Raw genomic sequence first — 26,546 nt, forward strand, 5'->3', positions numbered from 1 at the left:
CGCGTGGGCGATATGGTAGTTTTGCGGATTAACGACGAAATGTAACACACGGCAAAGGGTCGGCGGACTTCCGGCAAACCCTGTCTGCACGCCGCCTCACGGCCTGCATCGGCGCCCCGGATCGAGGTGTTACAGCGGATCGAACCACGCTATCCAAGCAACGAGCGAGCCAGACCTTTGATGACTGACGCGACACTCCTGAGTTCCAGCTATTCACACTACGCCGCGCGCGCCGCGGCAGCCCGTCCGTCACTCGTCGCGCACGTGGCGGCGCTGGCGGGCGCGCCGCTGACCCGCGAGCGCATCGACGCGCGTTTCGACGCGTTGTGCGCCGAAGCGGCCGGCGCAGCCGGCGCGCCACTTAACGAGGATGCACTCAAACGGGCCTTGCGCCAACTGCGCACCGAGGTGTTTTGCGCGGTGATGGAGCGCGATCTGGCAGGTAAGGCGGACATCGCCGAAGTGACCGGGGCGATGACCGATCTGGCGGAGACGACAATCCAGCGTGCGCTCGCGGTGCTGTCCGCCGAGCTGGAAACGCTCTACGGCGAACCACGCGGCCCGCAGGGCGAGCGGCTCACGCTCGGCGTGGTCGGCATGGGCAAGCTGGGTGGGCGCGAGCTGAACGTGTCGTCGGACATCGACCTGATCTTCGTCTATGAAGAGGACGGCGAGACGGCGGGCGGCCAGCGTTCGCCGATCGCGACGCAGGACTTCTTCACACGCCTCGGTAAGCGTTTGATCGGCGCGCTCGCCGAAGTGACCGCCGACGGCTACGTGTTCCGGGTCGACATGCGCCTGCGGCCGAACGGCGACTCCGGGCCGCTCGTGTGCAGCGTCGGCATGCTCGAAGAGTATTTCTACGTGCAGGGCCGCGAGTGGGAGCGCTATGCGTGGATCAAGGGGCGCCTCGTGTCGGAAGGCGCGAGCGACGCGGCGCAGCGGTTGCAGAAGCAGCTCGACGCGATTGTCACGCCGTTCGTCTATCGTCGCTATCTCGACTTCGGCGTGATCAGCGCGATTCGCGCGCTGCATCTGCAGATTCGCCAGGAGGCGCAGCGCCGCGCGTCGATGCGGCCCGACAAGGCCGACGACATCAAGCTCGGGCGCGGGGGCATCCGCGAAATCGAATTCAGCGCGCAGGTGTTCCAGCTGATTCGCGGCGGCCAGGACGCGGGCTTTCGCGTGCGGCCGACGCTCGCCGTGTTGCGGCACGCCGCCGCTCATGGGCTGCTGGATACGTCGGTGTGCGAGAAGCTGTCGGTCGCCTACCGGTTCCTGCGCGAACTCGAGCACCGTCTGCAATACCGCAACGATGCGCAAACCCACGCGATGCCGGTCGACCCGGAAGAGCGCGCCGCGCTTTCGCGCACGATGGGTTGCGACGACTACGCGGCACTGATGGCGAAGCTCGATGCGCATCGCGAATTCGTCGAGCAACAGTTCGACCAGATTTTCGCCGACAAGGTGAGCGGCCGCGACGGCTGCGGTGCGCCTGAAGACGGCGCCGCCGCATGGGTGTGGAGCAGCGCGCTCGCTGACGACAGCGCCGATGAAGCATTGCGCGCGCGTCTCATCGAACTCGGTGTGGCCGAGCCGGGCGATCTGCTCGCGCGCTTGCGCGCGGTGTGGCAGTCGTCGCGTTACACGGGGCTCGCCGAGCGTAGCCGGCAACGTTTCGATATTGTCGCGCAGCGAGCGCTAGAAGCCGCGCGTACGCTCGAGCCGCCCGAGCGGCGCGACGACACGGTCGCGCGCCTGTTCGATCTGCTCGAAGCGGTGAGCCGGCGCGGCGCCTACCTCGCGCTGTTGACCGAGTATCCGCAGGCGCTGCATCAGGTCCTGTCGGTGCTGGGCGGCTCGCGCTGGGCGGCCGGTTATCTGATTCGCCACCCGCAACTGCTCGACGAACTGCTGGACGACGAAGCGATCAACAGCCCGTTCGACTGGCCCGAGTTCAAGCGCACGCTGCGCTTGCGGCTGGCCGCCGCCGACGGCGTGGAGCAGCAGATGGATCTGCTGCGCCACGCGCACCAGGCCGAGGTGTTCCGCATTCTGCTGATTGATCTCGCCGGCAAGCTGAGCGTCGAGCACGTGAGCGACCGGCTGTCGGAGCTCGCCGACGCCGTGCTCGACGTCACGCTCGAAGCGGTCTGGAACCAGTTGTCGAAGCGTCACCGCGAGGTGCCGCGCTTTGCGGTGATCGCCTACGGCAAGCTGGGCGGCAAGGAGCTGGGCTACGCGTCCGACCTCGACGTGATCTTCCTGTACGACGATGCCGACGACGCCGCGGCCGACGTCTACGCCACCTACACCCGCCGCCTGATCACCTGGCTGACCACCGCGACCGGCGCCGGCACGTTGTTCGATGTCGACCTGCGCTTGCGGCCGAACGGCGAATCGGGTCTGCTCGTCACCGACCTGGACGCGTTCCGCCGCTACCAGTTGCGCGAAGGCGACGCGGCCAACACCGCGTGGGTCTGGGAGCACCAGGCGCTGACCCGCGCGCGCTACTGCGCGGGCGATGCCGAGATCGGCGCGAAGTTCGAGGCGATCCGCGAACAGGTGTTGACCACGCCGCGCGACGCGGCGCCGCTCGCGAAGGAGATCGTCGAGATGCGCGAGCGCGTCAGGGCGGGGCATCCGAACCACACGCCGGCGCTGTTCGATCTGAAGCACGACCGTGGCGGGATGGTCGATATCGAATTCACCGTGCAGTACTGGGTGCTGCTGCACGCGGCCCGCGATCCCGAGCTGATCCGCAATACCGGCAACATCGCGTTGCTGCGCGAAGTGTCGCGCTTCGGCCTGATGAGCGAGGAAGAAGCCGAGACGGTCGGCGCGGCGTATCGCACGTATCGCAAGTTGCAGCACAAGCTGCGGCTCGACGGGATGGAGAAGGCGCGCGTCGATCCGGCGCTGGTCGGCACCGAGCGTGAAGCGGTGCTGGCGTTGTGGAAGCGGGTGTTCGGGTGAGGCTGTGCCGCGCGACGTGAGAGCGGGGCGGCGGGCGTAATCGATCCCCGCCTGGCTCACGACGTGCAGAAGTATTGGTCGACGGCCGGGGCAAGCGCGAGGGTGAGCGCCCTCCCGGCTGCGCCGTTTCAGGCGGCCAGCATTTCCTTCGCGTGCTTGCGCGTGGTCGCGGTGATTTCCAGGCCGCCGAGCATCCGCGCGACTTCCTCGACGCGGCTCGCCCTGTCGAGTGAGATTACGCTGCTCACCGTGCCGCCTTTACCGTTGCCGGCTTTCGCCACCTGGAAATGGTGGTCGCCGCGCGCGGCGACTTGCGGCAAGTGGGTCACGCACAGCACCTGGCGTGCTTGCCCGAGCTGATGCAACAACCGCCCGACCACTTCGGCGACGCCGCCGCCGATGCCCGTATCCACTTCGTCGAAGATCAGCGTGGGTGTCGGGCTGGCCGCGCTGGCGATGACCGCGAGCGCGAGGCTGATACGCGCCAGTTCGCCGCCCGAGGCGACCTTGGCGAGCGGCCGCGGCGGCACGCCGGCGTGACCCGCGACGCGGAACTCGACCTGCTCCAAACCATGCGCGCCGCCTTCGGGTAGCGGCACCAGCGCGACTTCGAAGCTGCCGCCTTTCATCGACAGTTCCTGCATGCCGGTGGTGACCGCCGCGCCCAAGGCGGTGCCGGCTTTCGCACGCGCCTTCGAGAGTTTCTTCGCCTCGGCCAGGTACGCTTCCCTGGCCTTCGCCTCTGCGGCGTGCAGGCTGTCGAGATCGGCGGCGGCGTCGAGCGCATCCAGTTGCGCGCGCCGCGCCTGATGTTCCTCGGGGAGCGTCTGCGGCTGCAGGCGGAATTTGCGCGCGGCCGAATGTAGCGCGTCGAGGCGCTTTTCGACTTGCGCGAGGCGCTCAGGATCGAGTTCGAGCTTTTGCGCGTAATGACTCAGCGAGTACGCCGCTTCCTGCAACTGGATTTCGGCGGGTTCGAGCGCGGCGAGGACGTCGTTCAGCGCAGGATCGATCTCGGCCAGGTTGCGCACCTTCGACACGATCGACGCAAGGTGGGTGATCATCGCCTCGTCGGACTCGGACAGCGCGCCGAGCGCGCCTTGCACGCCGTCGATCAGATTGGCCGAGTGTGACAAACGATGGTGCTCGGCGTTGACCTCTTCCCACTCGCCCGGTCGCGGCGCGAGCTTGTCCAGTTCGGTGAGCTGCCAGGCGAGGCGCTCGCGCTCCAGCTGCAACTCGCGGTCGCGGGTCTGCGCGTGCTCGACCGCCTGAACCCTCTCGCGCCACGTGCGCCACCCGCGCGTGACGGCGGCGGCGGTGTCGGACAGACCCGCGTGGGTATCGAACAGTTGGCGTTGCGCGTCGGGGCGCATCAGCAACTGGTGCGCGTGCTGGCCGTGAATGTCCACCAGCATCTCGCCCACCTCGCGCAACTGCGCGAGTGTCGCCGCCGTGCCGTTGATGAACGCGCGCGAGCGGCCGTTGGCGTCCACCACGCGCCGCAGCATCACGGTGCCGTCATGCGCGTCGCTGTCGGTCGCCGCGCCGAGCGCCTGCTCGTCGAGCCATTGCTCGACCTGCGCATGGGTCTCGAACTCTGCAGTGATGTCGGCGCGGCTCTCGCCGGTGCGTACGACGCTCGCGTCGGCGCGCGCGCCGAGTGCGAGCGCCAGCGCGTCGATCAGGATCGACTTGCCGGCGCCGGTTTCGCCCGAGAAAACAGTAAAGCCGCTGTCGAATTCGAGGTCGAGCGCGGCGACGATGACGAAGTCGCGTATCGAGAGGTGGCGAAGCATGGAGGTCGTCTGATGAGCTTGAAATTCAGTTTCGGCAGCGGCGGTAGCTTGGGCCTTGGCGTTCCAGCGTGACTACGCCGCTCAGGGCTTGGGATCTTCTTCGTGCGACGGGTATTCGTTCCAGTGCAGCTTCTTGCGCAACGTGGCGTAGTGGCTGTAGCCGACCGGATGCAGCATCGGCACCGTATGACGCGAGCGGCGCACCTCGATCGTGTCGCTCAACTCGAGCGAGGTGAACGACTGCATGTCGAAATTGACGTTCACTTCGCGCCCGGAGACGATCTGGATGCTCACCTTCGAGTCGTCCGGCAGCACGATCGGCCGGTTCGACAGCGCGTGCGGCGCGATCGGCACGAGCACGATGCCCTGCAATTGCGGGTGCAGGATCGGCCCCTGCGACGACAGCGCATAAGCGGTCGAGCCGGTCGGCGTGGCGACGATCAGGCCGTCCGAGCGCTGGTTGTACATGAAGCGCCCGTCCACCGAGACGTGCAGTTCCGCCATCCCTGAAAAGCCGCTGCGGTTGACCACCACGTCGTTGAAGGCCAGCGCGTGGTAGATCGGATTGCCGTCGCGCATGATGCGCGCTTCGAGCAGCAGGCGTTCTTCGCGCTCGAAATGGCCGGACAGCATTTGCGGCACGATCTCGCGCATGTCGGAGATCGGGATGTCTGTGATGAAACCGAGCCGCCCATGGTTGATGCCGATGAGCGGCGTGCGGTACGGCGCAAGCTGACGGCCGATGCCGAGCATCGTGCCGTCGCCGCCCAGCACGACGGCGACGTCGGCACGCGCGCCGATCTCGGCGGGACGCAGCGCCGGATAGTCGGTGATGCCGATTTCCGCGGCGGTGTCCGCCTCGAACACGACTTCGAAGCCGCGTTTCGCGATGCACGAGGCGAGCGCGGTCAGCGGCTCGCCGATACCTGGCGTATTGTTGCGCCCGACGAGCGCGACGGTCTTGAACTGGCTGGTCACTTGCATGCCGGCATTACACCATAGGTGGGGCCTGAAAAGAACCGCAGACAGACCCGGTGGCGGCCCGGCATGGCGGGCCGCCGGCGCATGCCGCGATTATCGTTAGAATGGTGAAGCCTTGATGACATGCGCGCCGATTAAAGTGTGAGGGGGCGCCGCCGATCAGGCTGCGCCGACGCTGGCCGTAAGGAGCTTGCGAATTCCGGCGCAAGAGGGGCTCGGCGCGCTGCGCAGTGTTGCGCCAGAGCGCCGGCCGGACGCCGCCCCGGCAAGCAGTGGCGTATTCGTCGCGGGCAGGCGCCGTTAGCGCTCGCGGTAGTCCCGGCATTAAGCTAAAATTTTTCCTCATGCTAGATCCTCGCGCACAAACCCTCCTCAAAACGCTGATCGAGCGCTACATCGCCGAAGGTCAGCCGGTCGGCTCGCGCACGCTGTCACGATACTCGGGGCTCGAACTGAGCCCGGCAACGATCCGCAACGTGATGTCCGATCTCGAGGACCTAGGGCTCGTGATCAGTCCGCATACTTCCGCGGGCCGCATTCCTACGCCGCGTGGCTACCGTCTGTTCGTCGACACGATGCTCACAGTGGAGTCCGCCGCGGACGAAGAGGCGGTGATGCGTACCGTCAAGACTACGCTGCAGGCGGGTGAGCCGCAAAAGATCGTCGCGGCGGCGGCCAGCGTGCTGTCCAACCTGTCGCAGTTCGCCGGGGTGGTGCTCACGCCGCGGCGCAGCCACGTGTTCAAGCAGATCGAGTTCATGCGTTTGTCGGACAAACGCATCTTGCTCATCATCGTGACGCCCGAAGGCGACGTGCAGAATCGCATCATGGCCACCCAGCGCGATTTCTCGCCGTCGCAGCTGGTTGAAGCCTCCAATTACATCAACGCGCACTTCGCGGGCCTCTCGTTCGACGACGTGCGCCGCCGCCTGCGCGAAGAAATCGACGAGCTGCGTGGCGACATGACCACGCTGATGCACGCGGCGGTCACGGCGAGCACGGACGAATCCGACACCGGCGAGACGGTGCTGATTTCCGGCGAGCGCAATCTGCTCGAAGTCGCCGACCTCTCGTCGGACATGGCACGTCTGCGCAAGCTGTTCGATGTGTTCGACCAAAAGACCAGTCTCCTTCAATTGCTCGACGTGTCGAGTCACGCGGCGGGGGTGCAGATTTTTATCGGCGGCGAGTCGAACCTGGTGCCGATCGAAGAGATGAGCGTCGTCACCGCGCCGTACGAGGTGAACGGCAAGATCGTCGGCACGCTCGGCGTGATCGGGCCGACCCGCATGGCCTACAACCGTGTAATTCCAATTGTCGACATCACCGCGCGTCTGCTTTCGCTCACTCTGAGTCAGCAATAACCGCCTGCCAATCCCGCTGCGGCGAGCCGTGCTGGCAATGATGCGTGAGCGCGCGCGGTTTGCCTATCGGCCGAACGGCCAGGGGCGTCCGGCGAACCGGGCCACGGACCGCGCCGCTATAATGAATCTCCACTGAATCGACTCTCCGCGTAAAGCGGTGACTTCCGCTGCCTATGCGCTTCGACCTCGAGCGGCCTTCACAGAACGCCACCTCACATCGTGTCGCCGTGCTGCTGATCAATCTCGGCACACCCGACGCGCCGACGCCGCGCGCGGTGCGCCGTTATCTCGCGCAATTCCTGTCCGATCCACGGGTGGTCGAAATTCCGGCGCTGCTGTGGCAGATCATTTTGCGTGTGCTGATTTTGCCGTTTCGCGGACGCAGTTCCGCCAGGAAGTACGCGGCGGTGTGGATGCCCGAAGGCTCGCCGTTGCGCGTCTACACGGAAAAGCAGGTGGAGGGCTTGCGCCATTTGCTGCAATTGAATGACTACACGGTGCTGGTCGACTACGCGATGCGCTACGGCACGCCGGGCATTCCGGCCATGCTGAACCAGTTGAAGCTGGCCGGCGCCGAGCGCGTACTGCTCGTGCCCATGTATCCGCAATACTCGTCGTCGACCACGGCCACGGCGTTCGACGACGCCTTCTCGGCCCTCAAGCGGATGCGCAATCAGCCGGAAATCCGCACGGTGCGCCAATACGCGGATCATCCCGCCTACATTGCCGCGCTGGCCGCCCAGGTGCATCACTATTGGCATCAGCACGGCCGGCCGGACTTCGCGGCGGGCGACAAGCTGGTGCTGAGTTTTCACGGTGTGCCCAAGCGCACGCTGGACCTGGGCGATCCGTACCACGAGCAATGCCAGCAGACCGCGGCGTTGTTGACTCAAGCGCTCGGGCTGACGCCGGTGGAATGCCGCGTCACCTTCCAGTCGCGCTTCGGCAAGGCCGAATGGCTGCAGCCGTACACGGCGCCTACGCTCAAGGAGCTGGGCGCGGCGGGTGTGCGACGCGCCGATGTGTTCTGCCCGGGCTTTACCGCCGACTGCCTTGAAACGATCGAGGAAATCGGCATGGAAGTGCGGGACGTGTTCCTGCAGGCGGGCGGCAAGGAGTTTCACCGCATCGCCTGCGTGAACGCGTCGCAACCGTGGATTGCGGCGCTCGGCGAGATCGTCGCGCAGAATCTCCAGGGCTGGCCGGTGCAGGCGGTGCCGGTGCCGCACGCCACAGGGGCAGGTTCATGAACTACAGGATTTCCACTGAAGCGGGCGCGAAGCTGCGCATCGACAAGTGGCTGTGGGCCGCGCGCTTCTTCAAGACGCGCTCGCTCGCGGCCGACGCGGTCGACAAAGGCCATGTGCGCATCGGCGGGGCCAGCGTCAAGCCGGCCAAGGACGTCCGGGTGGGCGACCTGGTCGAGATCGAGATCGAACGGATCGTGTGGCAGGTGGAAGTGCTGGGCGTCTGCGACGTGCGTGGCCCCGCGAGCGTCGCGCAGACGCTCTATGCCGAGACCGCGCAAAGCAAGGTCAAGCGGCAGGTCGAGCAGGAGCGGCGCAGGACGTACCGCGAACCCGCGGCTGAAATGCACGGCCGGCCGACCAAGCGCGACCGGCGCGTTATCGACAAATTTTCAGGTGGGAATTGAACAGTTGATGCACGCCGCCATACTCGGTTGTATGGTCATTGACCGCTCCGGACATGCAGATGGTCGTGGTGCCCGCCACCAGTACCAGTGCGACCACCCCGATTGCCAAGGTCAGTTTCACGGTACTCCCCCAAGGATGATTCGATTACTAAAACGGGCGAATCAGGTTGAATTGCAAATTCGGTAAGGTCAACGTCAGATTAGGGTTAACGTGTCTTTTCCGATGCTTTATTGGAGCATAGGCCACTTGCTGGTCGCACTCAATCTCAATCTGATTGCGTCGCATTAATGGTTGTAACGGCACATTGCCGCCGCTCGTCGATGGTGCGAAAAGAACGCGCGAATCCGCTTGAAAGGGAGCCTTGCGGCCCCATCTGGCCTTTTGATATGCGGTGGTGAGGCGAGCCGCCTGTCGCGGTTTTGCAACGCGCAAATCGCGATATTTTTACGTAGCTCGCGCTACCGTTGATTTTTACCTTTTAACGACTTTCAGCGACATGGAAAACACGCAAGAGAACCCGACGAGCCAGAACCCCACGCCCGCCGACGAAACCGCGCGCCAGGCCGCCGAGGCCGCAGCGCCCCAGGATCCGGCTGTGAACGCCGCAGCGGATGCGCCGGCAAGCGCCGAGCAGACTGCGCTCGCCGAAGCGCAGGCGAAGATCGCCGAGTTGCAGGAGAGCTTTTTGCGCGCAAAGGCCGAAACCGAGAACGTGCGCCGTCGTGCGCAGGAAGACGTCGCCAAAGCGCATAAGTTTGCGATCGAAAGTTTTGCGGAGCATCTGCTGCCGGTGGTCGACAGCCTCGAGGCGGCCGTTGCTCACTCGTCCGACGACCTGCAGAAGGTGCGCGAGGGCGTCGAGCTGACGCTGCGCCAATTGACCGGCGCACTGGAAAAGGGCCGCGTCGTCGCCTTGAATCCGGTTGGCGAGAAGTTCGACCCGCACCGCCATCAGGCCATTTCGATGGTGCCGGCCGATCAGGAGCCGAACACCGTCGTCGCCGTGCTGCAAAAAGGCTTCGTGATTGCCGATCGCGTGCTGCGTCCCGCACTCGTGACAGTCGCGGCGCCGAAGTAAAGCGGCACGAGGCTTCGCAAGCCGTTCTATCTGGCGTCTGCCGCGATGGCGAGCATCTCCGTCGGCCGACGACCGCTGAGACTGGAGATGATTGCCCGTGGCGTTGTTCCGGCGTCTCGACGGCTTCAACTTCGAGCTTGCCAGGAAAGCGATGCTGGCGCAGCCGGACGCGATCCGCGCGGTCGGCCTCAAACGGTTTTACAGCAAGGTCCACGAGCATCGCGAAACGGGCAGGCGTTTCATGCTTCATGGCGTGCGCAGTGGTTTTTCTTTTACCGCGGCGAGTGGCCAGGCCGGGCGTCTGGTCGGCACAGGCGAGGCAATTCGAGGTAGCGGTCGCAGCGGCCCGGGAAAAGCTCCGGCCCGCCGTTCCCGCGGCCAGGGCGGCAAGTCGATGGAACGAATTCGGGAAAAAGTTCGACCGATTGAAAAAAATAAAGACCGCATCGTAAAAGAGGTCTTGAAAACGATGCGGACGCACTTATGTTGAGTGCAGGCATGAATTGAGAGCGGATCGCCCGACCGCCGGATGGGCAAATAGGCGATTCCCGCAGCGACCAAAGTTAGGAGATTAGAAAAATGGGCAAAATCATTGGCATCGACCTCGGCACGACCAACTCGTGCGTGGCGATCATGGAAGGCAACTCGGTCAAGGTGATCGAGAACTCGGAAGGTGCGCGCACCACGCCGTCGATCATCGCTTACATGGAAGACAGCGAGATTCTGGTCGGCGCGCCCGCGAAGCGTCAGTCGGTCACGAATCCGAGGAACACGCTGTACGCGGTCAAGCGCCTGATCGGCCGCCGCTTCGAAGAAAAAGAAGTGCAGAAGGACATCGGCCTGATGCCGTACAAGATCATAAAGGCCGACAACGGCGACGCGTGGGTCGAAGTGCGCGATCAGAAACTGGCGCCGCCGCAAATCTCCGCGGAAGTGCTGCGCAAGATGAAGAAGACCGCTGAAGACTACCTCGGCGAGCCGGTCACCGAAGCCGTGATTACGGTTCCCGCGTACTTCAACGACAGCCAGCGTCAGGCAACCAAGGACGCAGGCCGCATCGCCGGTCTGGAAGTGAAGCGGATCATCAACGAACCGACCGCAGCCGCTCTGGCATTCGGCCTCGACAAGGCTGAAAAGGGCGACCGCAAGATCGCGGTGTACGACCTGGGCGGCGGTACGTTCGACATTTCTATTATCGAAATCGCTGACGTCGACGGTGAAATGCAGTTCGAAGTCCTGTCCACGAACGGCGATACGTTCCTCGGCGGCGAAGACTTCGACCAGCGCATCATCGATTACATCATCGGCGAGTTCAAAAAAGAGCAAGGCGTCGATCTGTCGAAGGACGTGCTCGCGCTGCAACGCCTGAAGGAATCGGCTGAAAAGGCGAAGATCGAACTGTCGTCGAGCCAGCAGACCGAAATCAACCTGCCGTACATCACCGCAGACGCATCGGGTCCGAAGCATTTGAACCTGAAAATTACGCGTGCGAAGCTGGAAGCGCTGGTTGAAGAGCTGATCGAACGCACGATCGAACCGTGCCGCGTGGCGATCAAGGACGCAGGCGTGAAGGTCGGCGAAATCGACGACGTGATTCTGGTCGGCGGTATGACCCGCATGCCGAAGGTGCAGGAAAAGGTCAAGGAGTTCTTCGGCAAGGATCCGCGCCGTGACGTGAACCCGGACGAAGCCGTGGCCGTGGGCGCCGCGATTCAAGGCCAGGTTCTGTCGGGCGACCGCAAGGACGTTCTGCTGCTCGACGTGACCCCGCTGTCGCTCGGCATCGAAACGCTCGGCGGCGTGATGACGAAGATGATCAACAAGAACACCACGATCCCGACCAAGCACGCTCAGGTCTACTCGACGGCTGACGACAATCAGAGCGCTGTGACGATCAAGGTGTTCCAGGGCGAACGCGAAATGGCAGCGGGCAACAAGCTGCTGGGCGAGTTCAACCTCGAAGGCATTCCGCCGGCACCGCGCGGCATGCCGCAGATCGAAGTGAGCTTCGACATCGACGCGAACGGCATTCTGCACGTCGGCGCGAAGGACAAGGCGACCGGCAAGGAAAACCGCATTACGATCAAGGCGAACTCGGGTCTGTCCGAAGCCGAAATCGAGAAGATGGTGAAGGACGCCGAAGCGAACGCGGAAGAAGATCACAAGCTGCGTGAGCTGGCCGATGCCCGCAACCAGGGCGACGCGCTGGTCCACAGCACGAAGAAGGCACTCACCGAATACGGCGACAAGCTGGAAGCGGGCGAGAAGGAAAAGATCGAAGCCGCGCTGAAGGACCTCGAAGAAACGCTGAAGAGCGGTTCGAGCGACAAGGCCGCGATCGAAGCCAAGATCGAAGTGGTGGCAACCGCCTCGCAGAAGATGGGCGAAAAGATGTACGCCGACATGCAGGCTGCGCAAGGTGCGGAAGCCGCCGCAGCAGGCGCGGCAGGTGCGGGTGCATCGGCTGGTGGCGCGAGCCAGCAGCAGGACGATGTGGTCGACGCCGAGTTCAAGGAAGTGAAGAAGGACTAAAGCCAGGTCGCATTTCGACCGTAAAGCCGCGCACAGCAATGTGCGCGGCCGGGCTGCACAAGGAACTGCGTCCACCCGGACGACCAACGTGCAAGAGCGGTTATCACGCCTGGCGAGCCTTTTGGGGCTCCCCGGGCACATTTGTTTTATGGAGGGCGTTGTTTTGAGCCGTGTCGAAGCGGGTGAAAACAGCGGCCGGACGAGTCGTGAGACTCCAGCATTCAAGAGGAGCCACAGCGTTGCATTGCGCGAGTGGCGTTGAACCGATATGGCGAAACGGGATTACTACGAGGTTCTGGGCGTCGCAAAGAACGCGAGCGACGACGAAATCAAGAAGGCTTATCGCAAGCTCGCGATGAAGCATCACCCCGACCGCAATCCGGGCCACAAGGATGCGGAAGAGCATTTCAAAGAGGTGAAGGAAGCCTACGAAATGCTTTCGGACTCGCAAAAGCGTGCCGCATACGATCAGTACGGCCACGCGGGCGTCGATCCGAACATGGGCGCAGGCGGTGCGCAAGGATTCGGCGGGTTTGCCGACGCGTTCGGCGATATTTTCGGCGATATCTTCGGCCAGGCGGCCGGTGGCGCCGCGCGTGGCGGCGGTCGGGCCGGCCCGCAGGTGTACCGCGGCGCCGATCTGCGCTACAGCATGGAAATCACGCTGGAGCAGGCCGCTCACGGTTACGACACGCAGATTCGCGTGCCGAGCTGGGTCTCGTGCGAAGTCTGTCACGGCTCGGGCGCGAAGCCCGGCACCAAGCCGGAAACCTGCCCGACCTGCAGCGGCTCGGGTTCGGTGCGGATGTCGCAAGGTTTTTTCAGCATTCAGCAGACCTGCCCGAAGTGCCATGGCACCGGCACCTATATCCCCGAACCGTGCGGCCACTGCCACGGCGCGGGCAAGGTGAAGGAAACCAAGACGCTGGAAGTGAAGATTCCGGCGGGTATCGACGACGGCATGCGCATCCGCTCGGCCGGTAACGGCGAGCCGGGCATCAACGGCGGTCCGTCGGGCGATCTGTACGTCGAGATTCACATCAAGCAGCACTCGGTGTTCGAGCGCGATGGTGACGACCTTCATTGCCAGATGCCGATTCCGTTCACCACGGCGGCGCTCGGCGGCGAAATCGAAGTGCCGACGCTCGCGGGACGCGCCAGCTTCACCGTGCCGGAAGGCACGCAATCGGGCAAGACGTTCCGTTTGCGTGGTAAGGGCATCAAAGGGCTGCGTTCGAGCATTGCCGGCGATCTGTACGTACACGTGCAAGTCGAAACACCGGTCAAGCTGAACGAAACGCAGCGCGACTTGCTGCAACAGTTCGAAAAGGCGCTGGTGGAAGGCGGCGCGCGGCATAGCCCGCAAAGCAAAAGCTGGTTCGATCGGGTGAAGAGCTTCTTCGATTAATGGCAGTTTGAAGTTGGCGGTAAGCATGACGGCAGATGAACGCGGCGCAGTGTTCGCACTGCTCGATGATTGCGACGCGACGACGGCGCGCCGCTCGAGTCGTCTGTACACGGGTTTCGCGCGTGAACGGGTTTGCGCGGACGTCGCGCAGCTCGAAGCCGTGTGCGAGAGCGTCGTTGCCGATACGCGGGATGGTTTGCATGCCGTCGTGCTCGCCGACTATGAGTTTGGCCGGCCGCTTGTTCTCGGCGAAGAGGTGGACAGGTCTCTGAAAACGCAGCGTGGCGACGCCACGCTGCGTTTTTTATTGTTCGAACGCTGCGACAGGCGTTCGCGCGAAGAGGTCGACGCGTGGCTCATGGCGCGCGACGGCGATGCGGCGCAGCCGTCGGTGGCGGGCACCGCCCATGTGCGCGCGAGCGTCGATCGCGCGCAATTCGACGCGGCGATCGATGCGATTCACGCCGCCCTGCGCGCGGGTGATTCGTATCAGATCAATTACACATACCGGCTCGGCTTCGACGTGTTCGGCTCGCCCACTGCGCTCTATCGGCGCTTGCGGGCTCGACAGCCGGTTCCGTTCGGCGCGTTCATCGCGTTGCCGGGCGGCAGCTGGGTGTTGTCATGCTCGCCGGAACTCTTCATCGAGAAGCAGGGCGCGAAGTTGCGCGCGCGGCCGATGAAAGGCACCGCGCCGCGCTCGGACGATCCGGCCGCCGACCGGCGTACGGCCGAGTTTCTTGGCAACGATCCAAAAAATCGCGCCGAAAACGTGATGATCGTCGATCTGTTGCGCAACGATCTGTCGCGGGTCGCGCAGACAGGCTCGGTCAAGGTGCCGGCGCTCTTTTCGGTCGAGCCTTATGCGTCGGTCTGGCAGATGACCTCGACGGTGGAGGCGGCGTTGCGGCCCGGCACGTCGTTCGCCGGCATCCTGCGCGCGCTGTTTCCGTGCGGCTCGATCACCGGCGCACCGAAGCATCGCACGATGCAGTTGATCGACGAGCTCGAGAGTACGCCGCGCGGTCTTTATACCGGGGCGATCGGGTGGCTCGATGCGCCATTGGAAGCCTCCACGAATGCCCCTGACGAGCACACTTTTGCCGCCGCCGCACCCATCACACCCGAATCCGTCTGCGGCGACTTCTGCCTGTCCGTCGCCATCCGGACGCTGACTTTGAACCGGTCCGCGCAAACCGGCGCCTTGCAAGGCAAGTTGGGTATCGGCGCGGGCATTGTCCTCGACAGCGTGGCTGCCGACGAATACGCGGAGTGTCAATTGAAAGCCAGATTCCTGACCGGCGCCGATCCGGGCTTTGAACTCTTCGAAACGATGTACGCGACGCGGGAAGAGGGGGTGCGGCATCTCGCACGTCATCTTCAACGGCTTTCGTCGAGTGCCGCAGCGCTCGGCTTCGGGCTCGACGACATCGACGCGGTTCGCGCGCAAATCGCCGCAGAATGCGCTTCGCTGCCGGCGCACATTGCGCACCGCATGCGGCTCGCGCTGCGCAAGGACGGCACAGTGCAAATCACTGCTGCAGTCCTGAGCCCGCTGACGGAATCAAGCGTCGGCGTGCTGCTCGGTCCTGACCACGCGTTTCTCGCAACCGAAGCCGGCGACCCGCTGCTGCACCACAAGACCACCCGCCGCGCCGATTATGACCGTGGCTGGCGTGAAGCCGAAGCAAAGGGGGCGTTCGATACGCTGTTCTTCAACGAACGAGGCGAGTTGACCGAAGGCGGCCGGTCGAACGTGTTTGTGAAGCTGGCAGGGCGCTGGTGGACGCCGCCGCTCGCGTCGGGCGTGCTGCCCGGTGTGATGCGAGGCGTATTGCTAGACGAGGCGTCGGGCCTGCAAGCGGCTGAAAAAGTCCTGACGCAGGCGGATGTGCTGAACGCCGAGGCGCTCCTGATCTGCAACGCGTTGCGTGGCGCGCTGGAGGCGCGCTTAGTCCGCTAGAACGCGGACCAAGCTGCGGTGTGAACGAACACCGCTCGCGCGCAAACAACATTCAAAAACAAACGAACAGCGGCGCGGCGGCGCCAACACCTAAGCGCCGCCATCCATCAGAACGTATGCTCGGGCCCAGGAAACGAACCGTCCTTCACCGCACGCACATACGCTTCGACAGCCGCCAGAATGCTCGGCTGCCCCTCCATGAAGTCCTTCACGAAGCGCGGGCGCTTGCCGGGGAAAATCCCGAGCATGTCGTGCAGCACCAGCACCTGACCCGAGCAGTCGAGCCCCGCGCCGATGCCGATTGTCGGGATGCGCAACTGCTTCGTGACTTCGCTGGCGAGCTGCGTCGGAATCGCCTCCATCACGATCAGTTGTGCGCCGGCCGCCTGCATCGCGAGCGAGTCGCGCAGCAACTGGCTCGCACCCGCTTCGGTCTTGCCTTGCACCTTGAAGCCGCCGAACGCATGCACGGACTGCGGCGTGAGACCGACGTGCGCACACACCGGAATCGAACGCTCGACCAGAAAGCGCACTGTGTCCGCGAGCCATACTCCACCTTCGAGCTTCACCATCTGTGCGCCGGCGCGCATCAGTTCCACCGAGCTGCGAAACGCGTCTTCCGGCGTGCCATAGGTGCCGAACGGCAGATCGGCGACCACCAGCGCCGCGGGCCGCGCGCGCGCCACGCTGGCCGTGTGGTACGCGATGTCGGTGAGCGACACCGGCAGCGTGGTCGTCTGGCCTTGCAGCACGTTGCCGAGCGAATCGCCGATCAACAGCACGTCGACGCCGGCGCGATCCAGTAGAGCGGCGAAGCTCGCGTCGTAACAGGTGAGCATCGCGATTTTTTCACCGGCGTCGCGCATCGCCTGCAGTTTCGGCACGGTGATCGCGTTCCGGCTCGCTTCCTGCAAATAGGTCATGGGTCAATCCATTGGAAAAAAGAGGTGGCCGCGCCGCTCAGAGCGACGTGCCTTTGACGAAGAATTCCTTGCGGCCGCGCATGCTTTCGATGCGTTCGGTGAGCAGCGCAAGGTCCGCATCGGAATCGAGCGGATTCAGGTGTTCGGCGTTGACCGTCAGCACGGGCGTGCGGTCGTAGTGATAGAAGAATTCGTTGTACGCGTCGCACAGCGCGCGCAGATACGCGTCGGAAATCTGCAACTCCATCGGCACGGCGCGCTTCTGGATGCGCGCGAACAGCACTTCGGGGCTCGCCTGCAGATAGACCACGAAATCAGGCGTCGGCGCACTGACGTCGAGCCGCGCGGCGAGCGCGCGGTACAACTGCCACTCGTCATCCTGCAAGGTCAGACGCGCGAAGATGTCGTTCTTCTGCGTCATGAAATCGGCGATGAGCGGGGTGCCCGAGCCGTGCGCCGCGCTCACTTCCTGCGCCTGCTGTGCGCGCTGCAGTGCGAAGTGCAGTTGCGTGGGCAACGCAAAACGCGCGGTATCGCGATAAAAGCGTTCGAGAAAGGGATTGTCCTGCGGCCGTTCGAACAACTCCTGCATCGACCAGCGCTGTGCGAGCCGTCGCGCGAGCGAAGTCTTGCCGACGCCGATCGGCCCCTCGATCGCGAGATACCCGAACGGCGGGCGCAGTTGCGGCGCGGTGACCGTGAGCGGCGGCGAGCTCATTCGCAGCGGCCTTTATCGGCGGTGGTGGCGCCTGTCAATGCATTGAGCATCGGACACTGACACGGGCCGTTCACTCTCTCGATGCGTTGATCGCTGACGCCGGCGAGCAGCGCATCAGCGCGGCCGTGTTGTGGAATGATCAGCGCCGCGTCGATTTCGACGAGCGGCACCAGCGCGAACGCGCGCTCGGTCAAGCGGGGATGCGGGACGATCAGATCGGCTTCGTCGATCGATTGATCGCCATAAAGCAGGATGTCCAGATCGAGCGTGCGCGGCGCGTTGCGAAACGGCCGCTCGCGGCCGAACTGATGCTCGATCTTGTGGCACAGCGCGAGCAGATGCCGCACGGGGAGCGTCGTGTCCACCTTCACGACGCAGTTGAAATAGTCGTCACCGCCCGCGTCGATAGGGGCAGTGCGATACAGGCTCGACTTGGCGAGCACGGAGATGGTGTGCTGTTGTGCGAGGCACACCACTGCGTCTTTCAGGGTCTGGCGCGCGTCCCCGAGATTCGCGCCGAGGCCGAGATAAGCAACCGTCATGGCATAACTTCCTGCAGCTATCGTTCGACGGCTTCAGCCAACGCGTGGTCAGTCGTCGTGCGAGCCGTCATGGCCCGCGTCGTTGTCCGTGCGTTCGGCTGGCGTGCCGCCCTCCATTCCGTCGCCCGGTTTGCGGTTTTTCGCGCCACTGCTGCGCCGCCGTCGTTTTCTGGGGCTTCGGTCCTTTCCGCCTTGCGTGAGCAATACCTCGCGCGCGGCGATGTCTCCTTCGATGAACTCCGTCCACCACGCACCGACCGACTCATCGAGTTCGCCCGATTCGCAGCGCAACAGGAGGAAATCATACCCCGCTCTAAATCTTTGGTGTTCCAGCAGCTTCAGCGCGCTTCTTCCCGAGCGTTTTTCGAGGCGCAGCTGCAGGCCCCAGATTTCGCGCATATCCGACGAGAAGCGCTTGTGGATCGCGAGCTTCTCGGTTTGCATGTCGAGGACTTCGTCCATCGCGCGATGCAACGCGGGCACCGGATAATCGCCGTCCGCTTCGAATTTCTGCCAGCGCTGTTGCACGTCGTGCCACAGCAGCGTGGCGAACAGGAAGCCCGGCGACACCGGCTTGCCGGCGCGCACGCGCGCATCGGTATTGGAGAGCGCCAACGTGATGAATTTCTCGCCGATGGGCTGTTCGAGCACCACGTCGAGGAGCGGCAACAGACCGTGATGCAGCCCTTCCTGGCGCAGGCGCTTCAGGCAGGCGAGCGCGTGACCGGACAGCATCAGCTTGAGCATCTCGTCAAAGAGACGCGCGGCGGGCACGTTGTTGATCAGATCGGCCATCTTGACGATCGGTGCGCGCGTGCTGTCTTCGATCTCGAACTCGAGCTTCGCGGCGAAACGCACCACGCGCAGCATGCGCACCGGATCTTCGCGATAGCGCGTGGCCGGGTCGCCGATCATGCGCAACAGACGCGCGCGCATGTCGGCCATGCCGTTGTGGTAGTCCAGCACGGTTTGCGTGGCCGGGTCGTAATACATCGCGTTGATCGTGAAGTCGCGGCGCGTGGCGTCTTCGTGCTGCTCGCCCCACACGTTGTCGCGCAGCACGCGGCCGCTCGCGTCCACCGCGTGGGTGCGGCGGTCGAGCTCGTCGCGCTTGAGGCGGCGCGGCGGCGCCGCGTCCGCTGCGGGCGGATCGACCAGCGCACGGAACGTCGAGGTTTCGATGATCTCCTGGCCGAACTGCACGTGCACGATCTGAAACCGGCGGCCGATGATGCGCGCGCGGCGGAACAGCTTCTGCACCTGTTCGGGCGTGGCGTCGGTGGCGACGTCGAAGTCTTTCGGTTTGATGCCGAGCAGCAGATCGCGCACCGCACCGCCGACGATGAACGCGCGATGGCCCGCCTGCTGCAGACCTTCGGTCACGCGAATCGCGTTCCTCGAGATCAGCGCGGGATCGATGCCGTGCACGTCGTGCGGAATGATGACCGGCACGTCCGGATCGCGCACGGCCTTGACGGCCGCGCCAGGCGCGCGGATCGTTTTGCGGCGCGGTTTGGCCGCGCCTTCGGTGGCGGACTTCGTGCGCGCGGGAGCGCGGCCGGTTACGTCTGCTTCGGCTTCGGCGGGCAGGTTGCCGTCAGCGGGCGCCGCGTCCTGGCCGAATAGCTTGCGAATGAGTTTTTTGATCACGAGGGTTGAAAGAGTTCGAGGATGCGCCAGCCTTTGGCTTGCGCATGGGCGCGCAATGTGTCGTCCGGATTGGTCGCGATGGGGTCGGTGACTTTTTCGAGCAACGGGATGTCGTTGTGCGAATCGCTATAGAAATAGCTGCGCTCGAAGTCGCTCCAGGTTTTGCCGAGCGCGGCGAGCCACGCTTCGGTACGGACGATCTTGCCTTCCTTGTAGCTCGGCGTGCCGGTGGGGCGGCCGGTGTACGGCGAATGCGGCTGGCCGTCGACGGTTTCCACTTCGCAGGCGATCAGCATGTCGACGCCGAAGGCCTGCGCGATCGGGCGCGTGATGAATTCGTTGGTGGCCGTGACCACGCAGCAGAGGTCGCCGGCTTCACGGTGTTGCTTCACCAGCTCCAGCGCGACCGGAAAAATGGCCGGCGTGATGACTTCGTGCATGTACTGCGCGTGAATGTCGGCGAGTTGCGCGCGCGTGTATTTCGCGAGCGGCGTGAGCATGGCGATCAGATAGGCGTGAATGTCGAGCTTGCCGGCTTTGTAGTCGGCGAAAAAGCGGTCATTTTCACGGGCGAAATTTTCGGCGTCGACCATGCCTTGTTTCACCATGAAGCGGCCCCATTCGTGGTCGCTGTCGGTGGGGATGAGCGTGTGGTCGAGATCGAAGAGTGCGAGGTTAGCCATGGGGGCCTATTTTACTTGAAGCGGATGACGCGGCGTGCGAACCCGCCGACGAGCCGGGCGCGGCGCGCCGTTCGTCGGCGTCGGGCGACGCCAGCATGGTGCGCAGAAGCGGCAGCGTGACCGCGCGTTTCTGTTCGAGCGAGAAGCGGTCGAGCGCGTCGAGCAGCGCCATCAGGCTCGGCATGTCGCGGCGAAAATGCGTGAGCAGGTAGGCGGGCACGTCGTCGGCGAGCATGATGCCGCGCTCGCGCGCGGCGAGCTTGAGCACCGCCGCCTTGCCTTCGTCCGGCAGCGGCGCGAGATGGAAGACGAGGCCCCAGCCGAGCCGGGTGCGCAGATCCTCGCGCACGGTCATGCCGATCGGCGGAGCGTTGCCCGCGGCGACTAGCGCGCTGGTGGGATGCGCGCGCACTTCGTTGAACAGGTTGAACACGGCGATCTGCTGCGCGGCGGACAGCGCGTCGCAGTCGTCGATCGCGTAGAGCGCCACGCGCGGGTCGAAGCCGAACGCGGCCAGGCTGCTCTGCGGCCCGGCGAAGCGCGCATGCCCCGGCGGCGCTTCGTGCACGAGCGCCTGCAACAGATGCGTGCGGCCGCTGCCGGACTCGCCCCAGACATAGAAGGTGCGATCGGCGACCGGCCCGGCGGCGAGCGCGTTGTCGAGCTCACGCAGGCGCGTGACCAGCTCCGCGTTCGCGCCGGCGAAGAAATTGTCGAATGTCGATGGCGGCGGAGTGCCGAGATCGAGCGTCAGTTGACGAAGCACAGTAGATGACTGCCGAAAATGAGGCTAAGGCCGTAGCGGCCCGGACCTCGGGCCCTGAAACGTCAGTAAGCGGTTAGTTGTTGTAAAGCGCGCTGGCCAGATAGCTTTGCCGCAATTCGCGGATCGCCACCGACAGAATCGCGCTGACCGGCAACGCAAGCAACACGCCGAAAAAGCCGAACAGCTGACCGAACGCAAGCAGCGCGAAGATGACCGCGAGCGGGTGCAGCCCGATCCGTTCGCCGACGAGACGCGGCGTCAGATAAAAACTTTCGGCGATCTGCGCGAAGCCGTAAATCAGCGCGACTGCGCCGAAGCCATACCAGTCGCCGAATTGCAGCAGCGCCGCGAGCAGCGCCAGCACGAGTCCCGTCGCAAAACCAAGGTACGGGATGAACACCGCGAGCCCGGTAAAAATGCCGACCGGCAGCGCGATCTCGAAGCCGGCGAGGCTCAGCGCGACCGAGTAGTACACCGCCAGCACGGCCATCACCAGCAACTGGCCGCGCAGGTATTGCGACAGCATCTGGTCCATGTCGCGCGCGAGTTGCAGCGTCTTGTCGAGCCAGCGGCGCGGCACCATCATTTGCAGGCGCGCGAGCATGCGGTTCCAGTCGAACAGCAGATAGAACAGTACGAGCGGCACCAGCACGAGGTTGCCGACCAGCGCCATCATCAGATTGCCGCTCGTGCGGATCGAGGTCCACGCGTACTGCGCGACCGTTTTCGCGCTGCCTTCGAGCTGCCCCATCACGAGGTCGCGGATGCTGGCGAAATCGAGCGAGTCGGCCAGACCCAGCATGGCCAGCTTGGGTTGCAGCCACGCGCTCACATGCGCGAAGAACACCGGCACCTGCTGCCGCAATTGCGGCCCTTCTTTCTGGACCACCGCGAGCACCAGTAGGAAGAGCATGGTCATCAGCAGCGTGAAGAACAGGATCATCAGCAGTGCCGCGAGGGCGCGCGGCACGCGCCGACGCACCATCCACGCGACGCCCGGATGCAGGATGTAGGCGAGGATCGCGCTCAGCAGGAACGGGGTGAGGACGGGACTCAACAGCCAGAGCAGAATGCCGGTGCAGAGCGCGATCACCAGCCAGATGAGGGCGCGGCGCTGAACGGGCGTCAGAATCGAGGAATTTTGTTGCAAAACGGGTTTTCCCAGGTGTAGTCGGAACCGGATGATCAAATTCCAGCCAGTCGGCCAGCATCGGGTAAAATCGCATTTTACCGACCTTCGAGCTCTTCCCCATGAATCACCCGAAATCCGCCCAGCCTTCAACTGATTCGGCCCAAGGTTTGTCGTATCGCGACGCCGGCGTGGACATCGACGCGGGCGACGCCCTTGTCGACGCGATCAAGCCCTTTGCCAAAAAGACGATGCGCGAGGGCGTGCTGGGTGGCATCGGCGGGTTCGGCGCACTGTTCGAAGTGCCGAAGAAATACAAGGAGCCGGTGCTCGTGTCCGGCACCGACGGCGTCGGCACCAAACTGCGCCTCGCGTTTCAACTGAACAAGCATGACACCGTCGGCCAGGATCTGGTCGCGATGAGCGTGAACGACATTCTCGTGCAAGGTGCCGAGCCGCTGTTCTTCCTCGACTACTTCGCGTGCGGCAAGCTGGACGTCGGCACGGCGGCCACGGTCGTCAAGGGTATCGCGCATGGCTGCGAACTGTCGGGTTGCGCGCTGATCGGCGGCGAAACGGCGGAAATGCCGGGCATGTATCCGGACGGGGAGTACGACCTTGCCGGGTTCGCGGTCGGCGCGGTGGAAAAGAGCAAGATCATCGACGGCAGCACGATCGCTCCGGGCGACGTGGTGCTAGGTCTGGCATCGAGCGGCATTCATTCGAACGGTTTTTCACTGGTGCGTAAGATCATCGAGCGCGCGCAGCCGGATCTGAATGCGGACTTCGACGGCCGTTCGCTCGCCGACGCGCTGATGGCGCCGACTCACATTTACGTGAAGCCGTTGCTGTCGCTGATGCAGCAGATCGCCGTGAAGGGCATGGCGCACATCACCGGCGGCGGGCTGGTCGAAAATATTCCGCGCGTGCTGCGTGAAGGTCTGACGGCCGAGCTGGATCACCGCGCGTGGCCGCTGCCGCCGCTGTTCTCGTGGCTGCAGAAGCACGGCGGCGTCGCCGATGCGGAAATGCACCGCGTGTTCAACTGCGGCATCGGCATGGCGGTGGTGGTGTCCGCAGCCGACGCCGAAGCGGCGATCGGTTTGCTGTCGGCAGCCGGTGAGCAGGTCTGGAAGATCGGCACGATTCGCGAAGGCGCAGCCGGTGAAGCGCAGACCGTCGTGATCTAACGGATGCTATTGCCCGCGCGGCAAGCATGCGGATTGCATGCGCGCCGCGCGGGTTCGATACATCAACGCCTCAAATCAACGCCTCGATCTGATCGAGCACCCGCGCGGTAGCGTGCGGATCGCAGCAGTCCACCACCACCCGCTCTGTCATGCTTCGCAGCCACGTGAGCTGCCGCTTGCACAACTGCCGGGTCGCAAAGATTCCCTTGTCGCGCATCGTCGGATAATCGACCGCGCCGTCCAGATATTCCCAGACCTGCCGATAGCCGACACAGCGCATCGACGGCATCTCGGGCCGCAGATCCCCGCGTTCGCGCAGCTTCACGACTTCATCGACGAAACCGCTGGCCAGCATCGCATCGAAGCGCTGCTCGATGCGCGCGTGCAAGACGCTGCGATCGGACGGCTCCAGCGCGATCGGCACGAAGCGCCATGCCGCCGCGGCGTCGTCCGGCCGCGCGGGGGCGGCAAGCCATGCCGACATCGCCTGGCCGGTCAGCATGAATACTTCGAGCGCGCGCTGAATCCGCTGCGAATCGTTGGGCGCGAGGCGAGCGGCCGTCACCGGGTCGACGGTCGCAAGCCGTTCGTGCAGGGCCGGCCAGCCTTCGCGGGCGGCGTCGGCATCGAGCGCGGCGCGCACCTCGGGGTCGGCGGCGGGCAGGTCGTTGAGCCCCTGCGTGAGCGCCTTGTAGTACAGCATGGTGCCGCCGACCAGCAACGGCAGCCGTCCGCGCGCGTGGATTTCGCCGGTCAGCCGCAACGTGTCGGCGCGAAACTGCGCAGCCGAATAGGCGTCGGTCGGATCGACGATGTCGATCAGATGATGTGGTGCCACGGCGCGTTCTTCTGCAGTCGGCTTGGCAGTGCCGATATCCATCTCGCGATAGACCAGCGCCGAATCGACGCTGATGATTTCCACCGGCCTCCGTGCGGCGAGCTCCAGCGCGGCGGCGGTTTTGCCGGAGGCAGTCGGGCCGAGCAGGCAAGGGATCGGCGTGGCAACGTTGCGTGGCGTCATGAGCAAGCCCGCACGGGTCGAAGCAAAATCAGCGAGCGCACCGTCACTGCCCGCGCATGAACAGCCGATCGAGGTCGGACAGCGTCAGTTGATACCACGTCGGACGCCCGTGGTTGCATTGATCGGCGCGCTCGGTCGCTTCCATCTGGCGCAGCAGCGCGTTCATTTCGTCGAGCGTCAGACGCCGGTTCGCACGCACCGCGTGATGGCAGGCGAGCGTGCCGAGCAGTTCGTGCTGACGCTCGGTCAGCACGCGCGAGCCGCCGAACTCATGCAGATCGGCGAGCACCGCGCGCGCCAGCGCCTGCAGATCGGCGTCCTTGAGCAGCGCGGGCACGGCGCGGATCGCCAGCGTGGTCGGCGACAGCACGGCAAGGTCGAAGCCGAGCGCGTCGAGCGTGTCGCGCTCTTCTTCCACCGTGCCGATTTCGATCGGATCGGCCTGCATCGTCTGCGGGATCAGCAGCGGCTGCACGGCGATCGCGCGATCGGCCAGCGCGTTCTTGAACTGCTCGTACAGGATGCGCTCGTGCGCGGCGTGCATGTCCACGATCACCAGCCCGTGCGCGTTCTGCGCGAGCACGTAGATGCCGTGAATCTGGCCGAGCGCGAAGCCGAGCGGTTGTTCGTCGGTGACGTTGAAGGCCGGCGGCGGATAGGGGGCCGACGCGTTATACGGCGATGGCGTTTGCGCCGCCGAGTCTCGCGCCTCCAGCAGGGTCGCGCCTTCCGCGGTGCCGGCATGGCTGTCCTTGCGGCCGAACAGCGCGTCGTAAAACGCGAGTGGTTGCGCGACCGGCAGCGTGCCTTGCGTCATGCGCGCCTGGCGCATCCAGGTGTTGCCGGGCTGTGACGACGGGCCGAAACCGCTGCTTGATCCGCCACGCGCCAGTCCGCCTGCCGAGCCGCCGAAGCCCGCACCGGCGGCCATGCCCGCCGCGCCGCCCAGCGGCGTCGCGCCGAACGAAGCCGGGCCGCCTGCCATCGGCTCCAGGTGCGTCGCATGACCACCCGCCGTCGTTTCCGGCGATGCGCCCGCATGCCGCGCCAGCGCGCGCTGCACCGCGTGGAACACGAACTGGTGAATCGAGCGCGAATCCCGAAACCGCACTTCGATCTTCGACGGATGCACGTTCACATCGACGCCCTCAGGCGGCAGATCGAGGAACAGCACATAAGACGGATAGCGGTCGCCATGCAGCACGTCTTCATAAGCGGCGCGCACCGCGTGCGTGAGCAGCTTGTCGCGCACGAAGCGGCCGTTGACGAAAAAGTATTGCTGATCGGCACGCCCGCGGCTCGCGGTCGGCAAGCCCGCGCAGCCGTAGACGGCCAGCGGTCCGGCGGATTCGTCGAGTGGCAGGTGCGCCGTCGCGAAGGTCTCGCCGAGAATTTTCGCGACCCGCACCGGCGGCTCGCTCGCATTCCAGTGTTCGACCGCCTTGCCGTTGTGCAGTACCGAAATCGCGACGTCGGGCCGCGCCAAAGCCGCGCGCCGAATCTGTTCGAGGCAATGGCCGAGTTCGGTCTGTTCGCTTTTGAGGAATTTGCGGCGCGCGGGCGTGTTGTAGTACAGCTCGCGCACTTCGATCGTCGTGCCCTGGGTGCCGGCCGCGGGGCTCAGTACGCCGGTTTGTGCGTCGACGCGCACGGCATGCGGCGCTTCGGCGGTGCGGCTCGTGATGGTCAGCTGTGCGACCGACGCGATCGACGCCAACGCCTCGCCACGGAAACCGAGCGTGGCGACCGCTTCCAGTTCGGCGAGCGAGCGGATCTTGCTGGTCGCATGGCGCATCAGCGCGAGCGCCAGTTCGCCCTCGGGAATGCCGCAGCCGTCGTCGGTGATCGAAATGCGTTTGACGCCGCCTTCATCGAGCAGGATGCGCAGCGTCTGCGCGCCCGCGTCGAGCGCGTTTTCCAACAACTCCTTGACCACCGACGCGGGCCGCTCCACCACTTCGCCGGCGGCGATCTGGCTGATCAGCTGATCGGGAAGGGGCTGGATCGCGCGCAACGGGCGCGGTGCGGGCGCGGCGGCGGGCACGGCGGCCGCGGCGGAATCGGCAGGCGTTTCGGAGAATTCTGACATGGCGAAATTATAGCGATTCGGCACACGAGCCACCGGCAACGGATTTTTAATTGCGGCCGGGCACTTTCGGTATCATGAC

At 64.7% G+C, this 26,546-nt stretch carries 20 protein-coding genes and 1 pseudogene; 10 read left to right on the forward strand and 11 right to left on the reverse strand.

Annotation, left to right across the window (positions count from 1 at the left end; all coding sequences use genetic code 11):
• Nucleotides 1–126 precede the first annotated feature (126 nt).
• Entirely contained in the window at nucleotides 127–2,976 is a 2,850-nt protein-coding gene (glnE, locus tag B0G69_RS09115) for a bifunctional [glutamate--ammonia ligase]-adenylyl-L-tyrosine phosphorylase/[glutamate--ammonia-ligase] adenylyltransferase (protein ID WP_199731166.1), read from the forward strand.
• 128 nt (nucleotides 2,977–3,104) lie between these two features.
• Here the strand turns inward: glnE and recN are convergent, their stop codons facing one another.
• Together recN and B0G69_RS09125 are read right to left on the reverse strand one after the other, a co-directional pair.
• Complete coding sequence (gene recN / locus B0G69_RS09120) at nucleotides 3,105–4,775, reverse strand: DNA repair protein RecN (protein ID WP_121316581.1); 1,671 nt, start codon at nucleotides 4,773–4,775, stop codon at nucleotides 3,105–3,107.
• 81 nt (nucleotides 4,776–4,856) lie between these two features.
• Nucleotides 4,857–5,759 carry an NAD kinase gene (locus B0G69_RS09125; RefSeq protein WP_121316582.1) on the reverse strand — a complete coding sequence of 301 codons (903 nt, stop codon included), beginning with the start codon at nucleotides 5,757–5,759 and terminating at the stop codon, nucleotides 4,857–4,859.
• Between the two features lie 341 nt (nucleotides 5,760–6,100).
• On the opposite strand from B0G69_RS09125, the gene hrcA reads away from it, so the two are divergent.
• The 8 genes and pseudogenes from hrcA (at nucleotide 6,101) to pabB (ending at nucleotide 15,756) form a co-directional block, all read left to right on the forward strand.
• The gene (hrcA, locus tag B0G69_RS09130) at nucleotides 6,101–7,120 is read left to right on the forward strand and encodes a heat-inducible transcriptional repressor HrcA (protein WP_120346113.1); all 1,020 of its coding nucleotides are present in this window, start codon (nucleotides 6,101–6,103) and stop codon (nucleotides 7,118–7,120) included.
• Between the two features lie 173 nt (nucleotides 7,121–7,293).
• Complete coding sequence (gene hemH / locus B0G69_RS09135; protein WP_121316583.1) at nucleotides 7,294–8,370, forward strand: ferrochelatase; 1,077 nt, start codon at nucleotides 7,294–7,296, stop codon at nucleotides 8,368–8,370.
• A complete protein-coding gene (locus B0G69_RS09140; protein WP_121316584.1) occupies nucleotides 8,367–8,774 on the forward strand; it encodes an RNA-binding S4 domain-containing protein in 408 nt (135 codons plus the stop codon). The genes hemH and B0G69_RS09140 overlap by 4 nt, the downstream gene beginning before the upstream one ends.
• 497 nt (nucleotides 8,775–9,271) lie before the next feature.
• Entirely contained in the window at nucleotides 9,272–9,853 is a 582-nt protein-coding gene (grpE, locus tag B0G69_RS09145) for a nucleotide exchange factor GrpE (RefSeq protein ID WP_121316585.1), read from the forward strand.
• A 115-nt stretch (nucleotides 9,854–9,968) separates the two neighbouring features.
• Nucleotides 9,969–10,282: pseudogene (locus B0G69_RS09150) on the forward strand (thioredoxin); the annotation flags it as partial.
• 150 nt (nucleotides 10,283–10,432) lie between these two features.
• The gene (dnaK, locus tag B0G69_RS09155) at nucleotides 10,433–12,385 is read left to right on the forward strand and encodes a molecular chaperone DnaK (RefSeq protein WP_121316587.1); all 1,953 of its coding nucleotides are present in this window, start codon (nucleotides 10,433–10,435) and stop codon (nucleotides 12,383–12,385) included.
• 268 nt (nucleotides 12,386–12,653) lie between these two features.
• A complete protein-coding gene (gene dnaJ / locus B0G69_RS09160) occupies nucleotides 12,654–13,793 on the forward strand; it encodes a molecular chaperone DnaJ (RefSeq protein WP_121316588.1) in 1,140 nt (379 codons plus the stop codon).
• 25 nt (nucleotides 13,794–13,818) lie between these two features.
• Entirely contained in the window at nucleotides 13,819–15,756 is a 1,938-nt protein-coding gene (gene pabB, locus B0G69_RS09165; protein ID WP_121316589.1) for an aminodeoxychorismate synthase component I, read from the forward strand.
• Nucleotides 15,757–15,863: 107 nt separating this feature from the next.
• Here pabB and panB read toward each other — a convergent pair whose 3' ends face one another.
• The 7 genes from panB to B0G69_RS09200 form a co-directional block, all read right to left on the reverse strand.
• The gene (gene panB / locus B0G69_RS09170) at nucleotides 15,864–16,679 is read right to left on the reverse strand and encodes a 3-methyl-2-oxobutanoate hydroxymethyltransferase (RefSeq protein WP_121316590.1); all 816 of its coding nucleotides are present in this window, start codon (nucleotides 16,677–16,679) and stop codon (nucleotides 15,864–15,866) included.
• A gap of 37 nt (nucleotides 16,680–16,716) precedes the next feature.
• Nucleotides 16,717–17,397: a deoxynucleoside kinase gene (locus B0G69_RS09175; RefSeq protein ID WP_121316591.1), complete on the reverse strand. Its 681-nt coding sequence runs from the start codon at nucleotides 17,395–17,397 to the stop codon at nucleotides 16,717–16,719.
• Complete coding sequence (folK, locus tag B0G69_RS09180) at nucleotides 17,394–17,939, reverse strand: 2-amino-4-hydroxy-6-hydroxymethyldihydropteridine diphosphokinase (protein ID WP_121316592.1); 546 nt, start codon at nucleotides 17,937–17,939, stop codon at nucleotides 17,394–17,396. The genes B0G69_RS09175 and folK overlap by 4 nt, the downstream gene beginning before the upstream one ends.
• Before the next feature lie 48 nt (nucleotides 17,940–17,987).
• On the reverse strand, nucleotides 17,988–19,589 hold the full coding sequence (pcnB, locus tag B0G69_RS09185; RefSeq protein ID WP_121316593.1) for a polynucleotide adenylyltransferase PcnB: 1,602 nt from the start codon (nucleotides 19,587–19,589) through the stop codon (nucleotides 17,988–17,990).
• Nucleotides 19,586–20,272: an HAD family hydrolase gene (locus tag B0G69_RS09190; RefSeq protein ID WP_121316594.1), complete on the reverse strand. Its 687-nt coding sequence runs from the start codon at nucleotides 20,270–20,272 to the stop codon at nucleotides 19,586–19,588. The genes pcnB and B0G69_RS09190 overlap by 4 nt, the downstream gene beginning before the upstream one ends.
• On the reverse strand, nucleotides 20,265–21,038 hold the full coding sequence (gene hda / locus B0G69_RS09195; RefSeq protein WP_121316595.1) for a DnaA regulatory inactivator Hda: 774 nt from the start codon (nucleotides 21,036–21,038) through the stop codon (nucleotides 20,265–20,267). The genes B0G69_RS09190 and hda overlap by 8 nt, the downstream gene beginning before the upstream one ends.
• 73 nt (nucleotides 21,039–21,111) lie before the next feature.
• Nucleotides 21,112–22,188 (reverse strand): AI-2E family transporter, encoded by a 1,077-nt coding sequence (locus tag B0G69_RS09200; RefSeq protein WP_121316596.1) that lies wholly within the window; start codon nucleotides 22,186–22,188, stop codon nucleotides 21,112–21,114.
• 101 nt (nucleotides 22,189–22,289) lie between these two features.
• Between B0G69_RS09200 and purM the strand changes: the two genes are divergently transcribed.
• Complete coding sequence (gene purM / locus B0G69_RS09205) at nucleotides 22,290–23,357, forward strand: phosphoribosylformylglycinamidine cyclo-ligase (RefSeq protein WP_121316597.1); 1,068 nt, start codon at nucleotides 22,290–22,292, stop codon at nucleotides 23,355–23,357.
• A gap of 70 nt (nucleotides 23,358–23,427) precedes the next feature.
• On the opposite strand, the gene miaA is transcribed toward purM, so the two are convergent.
• Together miaA and mutL are read right to left on the reverse strand one after the other, a co-directional pair.
• Nucleotides 23,428–24,378: a tRNA (adenosine(37)-N6)-dimethylallyltransferase MiaA gene (gene miaA / locus B0G69_RS09210; RefSeq protein ID WP_121316598.1), complete on the reverse strand. Its 951-nt coding sequence runs from the start codon at nucleotides 24,376–24,378 to the stop codon at nucleotides 23,428–23,430.
• A 43-nt stretch (nucleotides 24,379–24,421) separates the two neighbouring features.
• A complete protein-coding gene (gene mutL / locus B0G69_RS09215) occupies nucleotides 24,422–26,467 on the reverse strand; it encodes a DNA mismatch repair endonuclease MutL (protein ID WP_121319254.1) in 2,046 nt (681 codons plus the stop codon).
• Between the last annotated feature and the right edge of the window lie 79 nt (nucleotides 26,468–26,546).

Source organism: Paraburkholderia sp. RAU2J (assembly GCF_003634845.1).
GTDB classification, from domain to species: domain Bacteria; phylum Pseudomonadota; class Gammaproteobacteria; order Burkholderiales; family Burkholderiaceae; genus Paraburkholderia; species Paraburkholderia fynbosensis.

Excerpts from the sequence above, each read along its gene's own strand:
- recN (WP_121316581.1), bottom strand. The coding sequence starts at position 4,775 with ATGCTTCGCCACCTCTCGATACGCGACTTCGTCATCGTCGCCGCGCTC.
- B0G69_RS09125 (WP_121316582.1), bottom strand. The coding sequence starts at position 5,759 with ATGCAAGTGACCAGCCAGTTCAAGACCGTCGCGCTCGTCGGGCGCAAC.
- hrcA (WP_120346113.1), top strand. The coding sequence starts at position 6,101 with ATGCTAGATCCTCGCGCACAAACCCTCCTCAAAACGCTGATCGAGCGC.
- hemH (WP_121316583.1), top strand. The coding sequence starts at position 7,294 with ATGCGCTTCGACCTCGAGCGGCCTTCACAGAACGCCACCTCACATCGT.
- B0G69_RS09140 (WP_121316584.1), top strand. The coding sequence starts at position 8,367 with ATGAACTACAGGATTTCCACTGAAGCGGGCGCGAAGCTGCGCATCGAC.
- grpE (WP_121316585.1), top strand. The coding sequence starts at position 9,272 with ATGGAAAACACGCAAGAGAACCCGACGAGCCAGAACCCCACGCCCGCC.
- dnaK (WP_121316587.1), top strand. The coding sequence starts at position 10,433 with ATGGGCAAAATCATTGGCATCGACCTCGGCACGACCAACTCGTGCGTG.
- dnaJ (WP_121316588.1), top strand. The coding sequence starts at position 12,654 with ATGGCGAAACGGGATTACTACGAGGTTCTGGGCGTCGCAAAGAACGCG.
- pabB (WP_121316589.1), top strand. The coding sequence starts at position 13,819 with ATGACGGCAGATGAACGCGGCGCAGTGTTCGCACTGCTCGATGATTGC.
- panB (WP_121316590.1), bottom strand. The coding sequence starts at position 16,679 with ATGACCTATTTGCAGGAAGCGAGCCGGAACGCGATCACCGTGCCGAAA.
- B0G69_RS09175 (WP_121316591.1), bottom strand. The coding sequence starts at position 17,397 with ATGAGCTCGCCGCCGCTCACGGTCACCGCGCCGCAACTGCGCCCGCCG.
- folK (WP_121316592.1), bottom strand. The coding sequence starts at position 17,939 with ATGACGGTTGCTTATCTCGGCCTCGGCGCGAATCTCGGGGACGCGCGC.
- B0G69_RS09190 (WP_121316594.1), bottom strand. The coding sequence starts at position 20,272 with ATGGCTAACCTCGCACTCTTCGATCTCGACCACACGCTCATCCCCACC.
- purM (WP_121316597.1), top strand. The coding sequence starts at position 22,290 with ATGAATCACCCGAAATCCGCCCAGCCTTCAACTGATTCGGCCCAAGGT.
- miaA (WP_121316598.1), bottom strand. The coding sequence starts at position 24,378 with ATGACGCCACGCAACGTTGCCACGCCGATCCCTTGCCTGCTCGGCCCG.
- mutL (WP_121319254.1), bottom strand. The coding sequence starts at position 26,467 with ATGTCAGAATTCTCCGAAACGCCTGCCGATTCCGCCGCGGCCGCCGTG.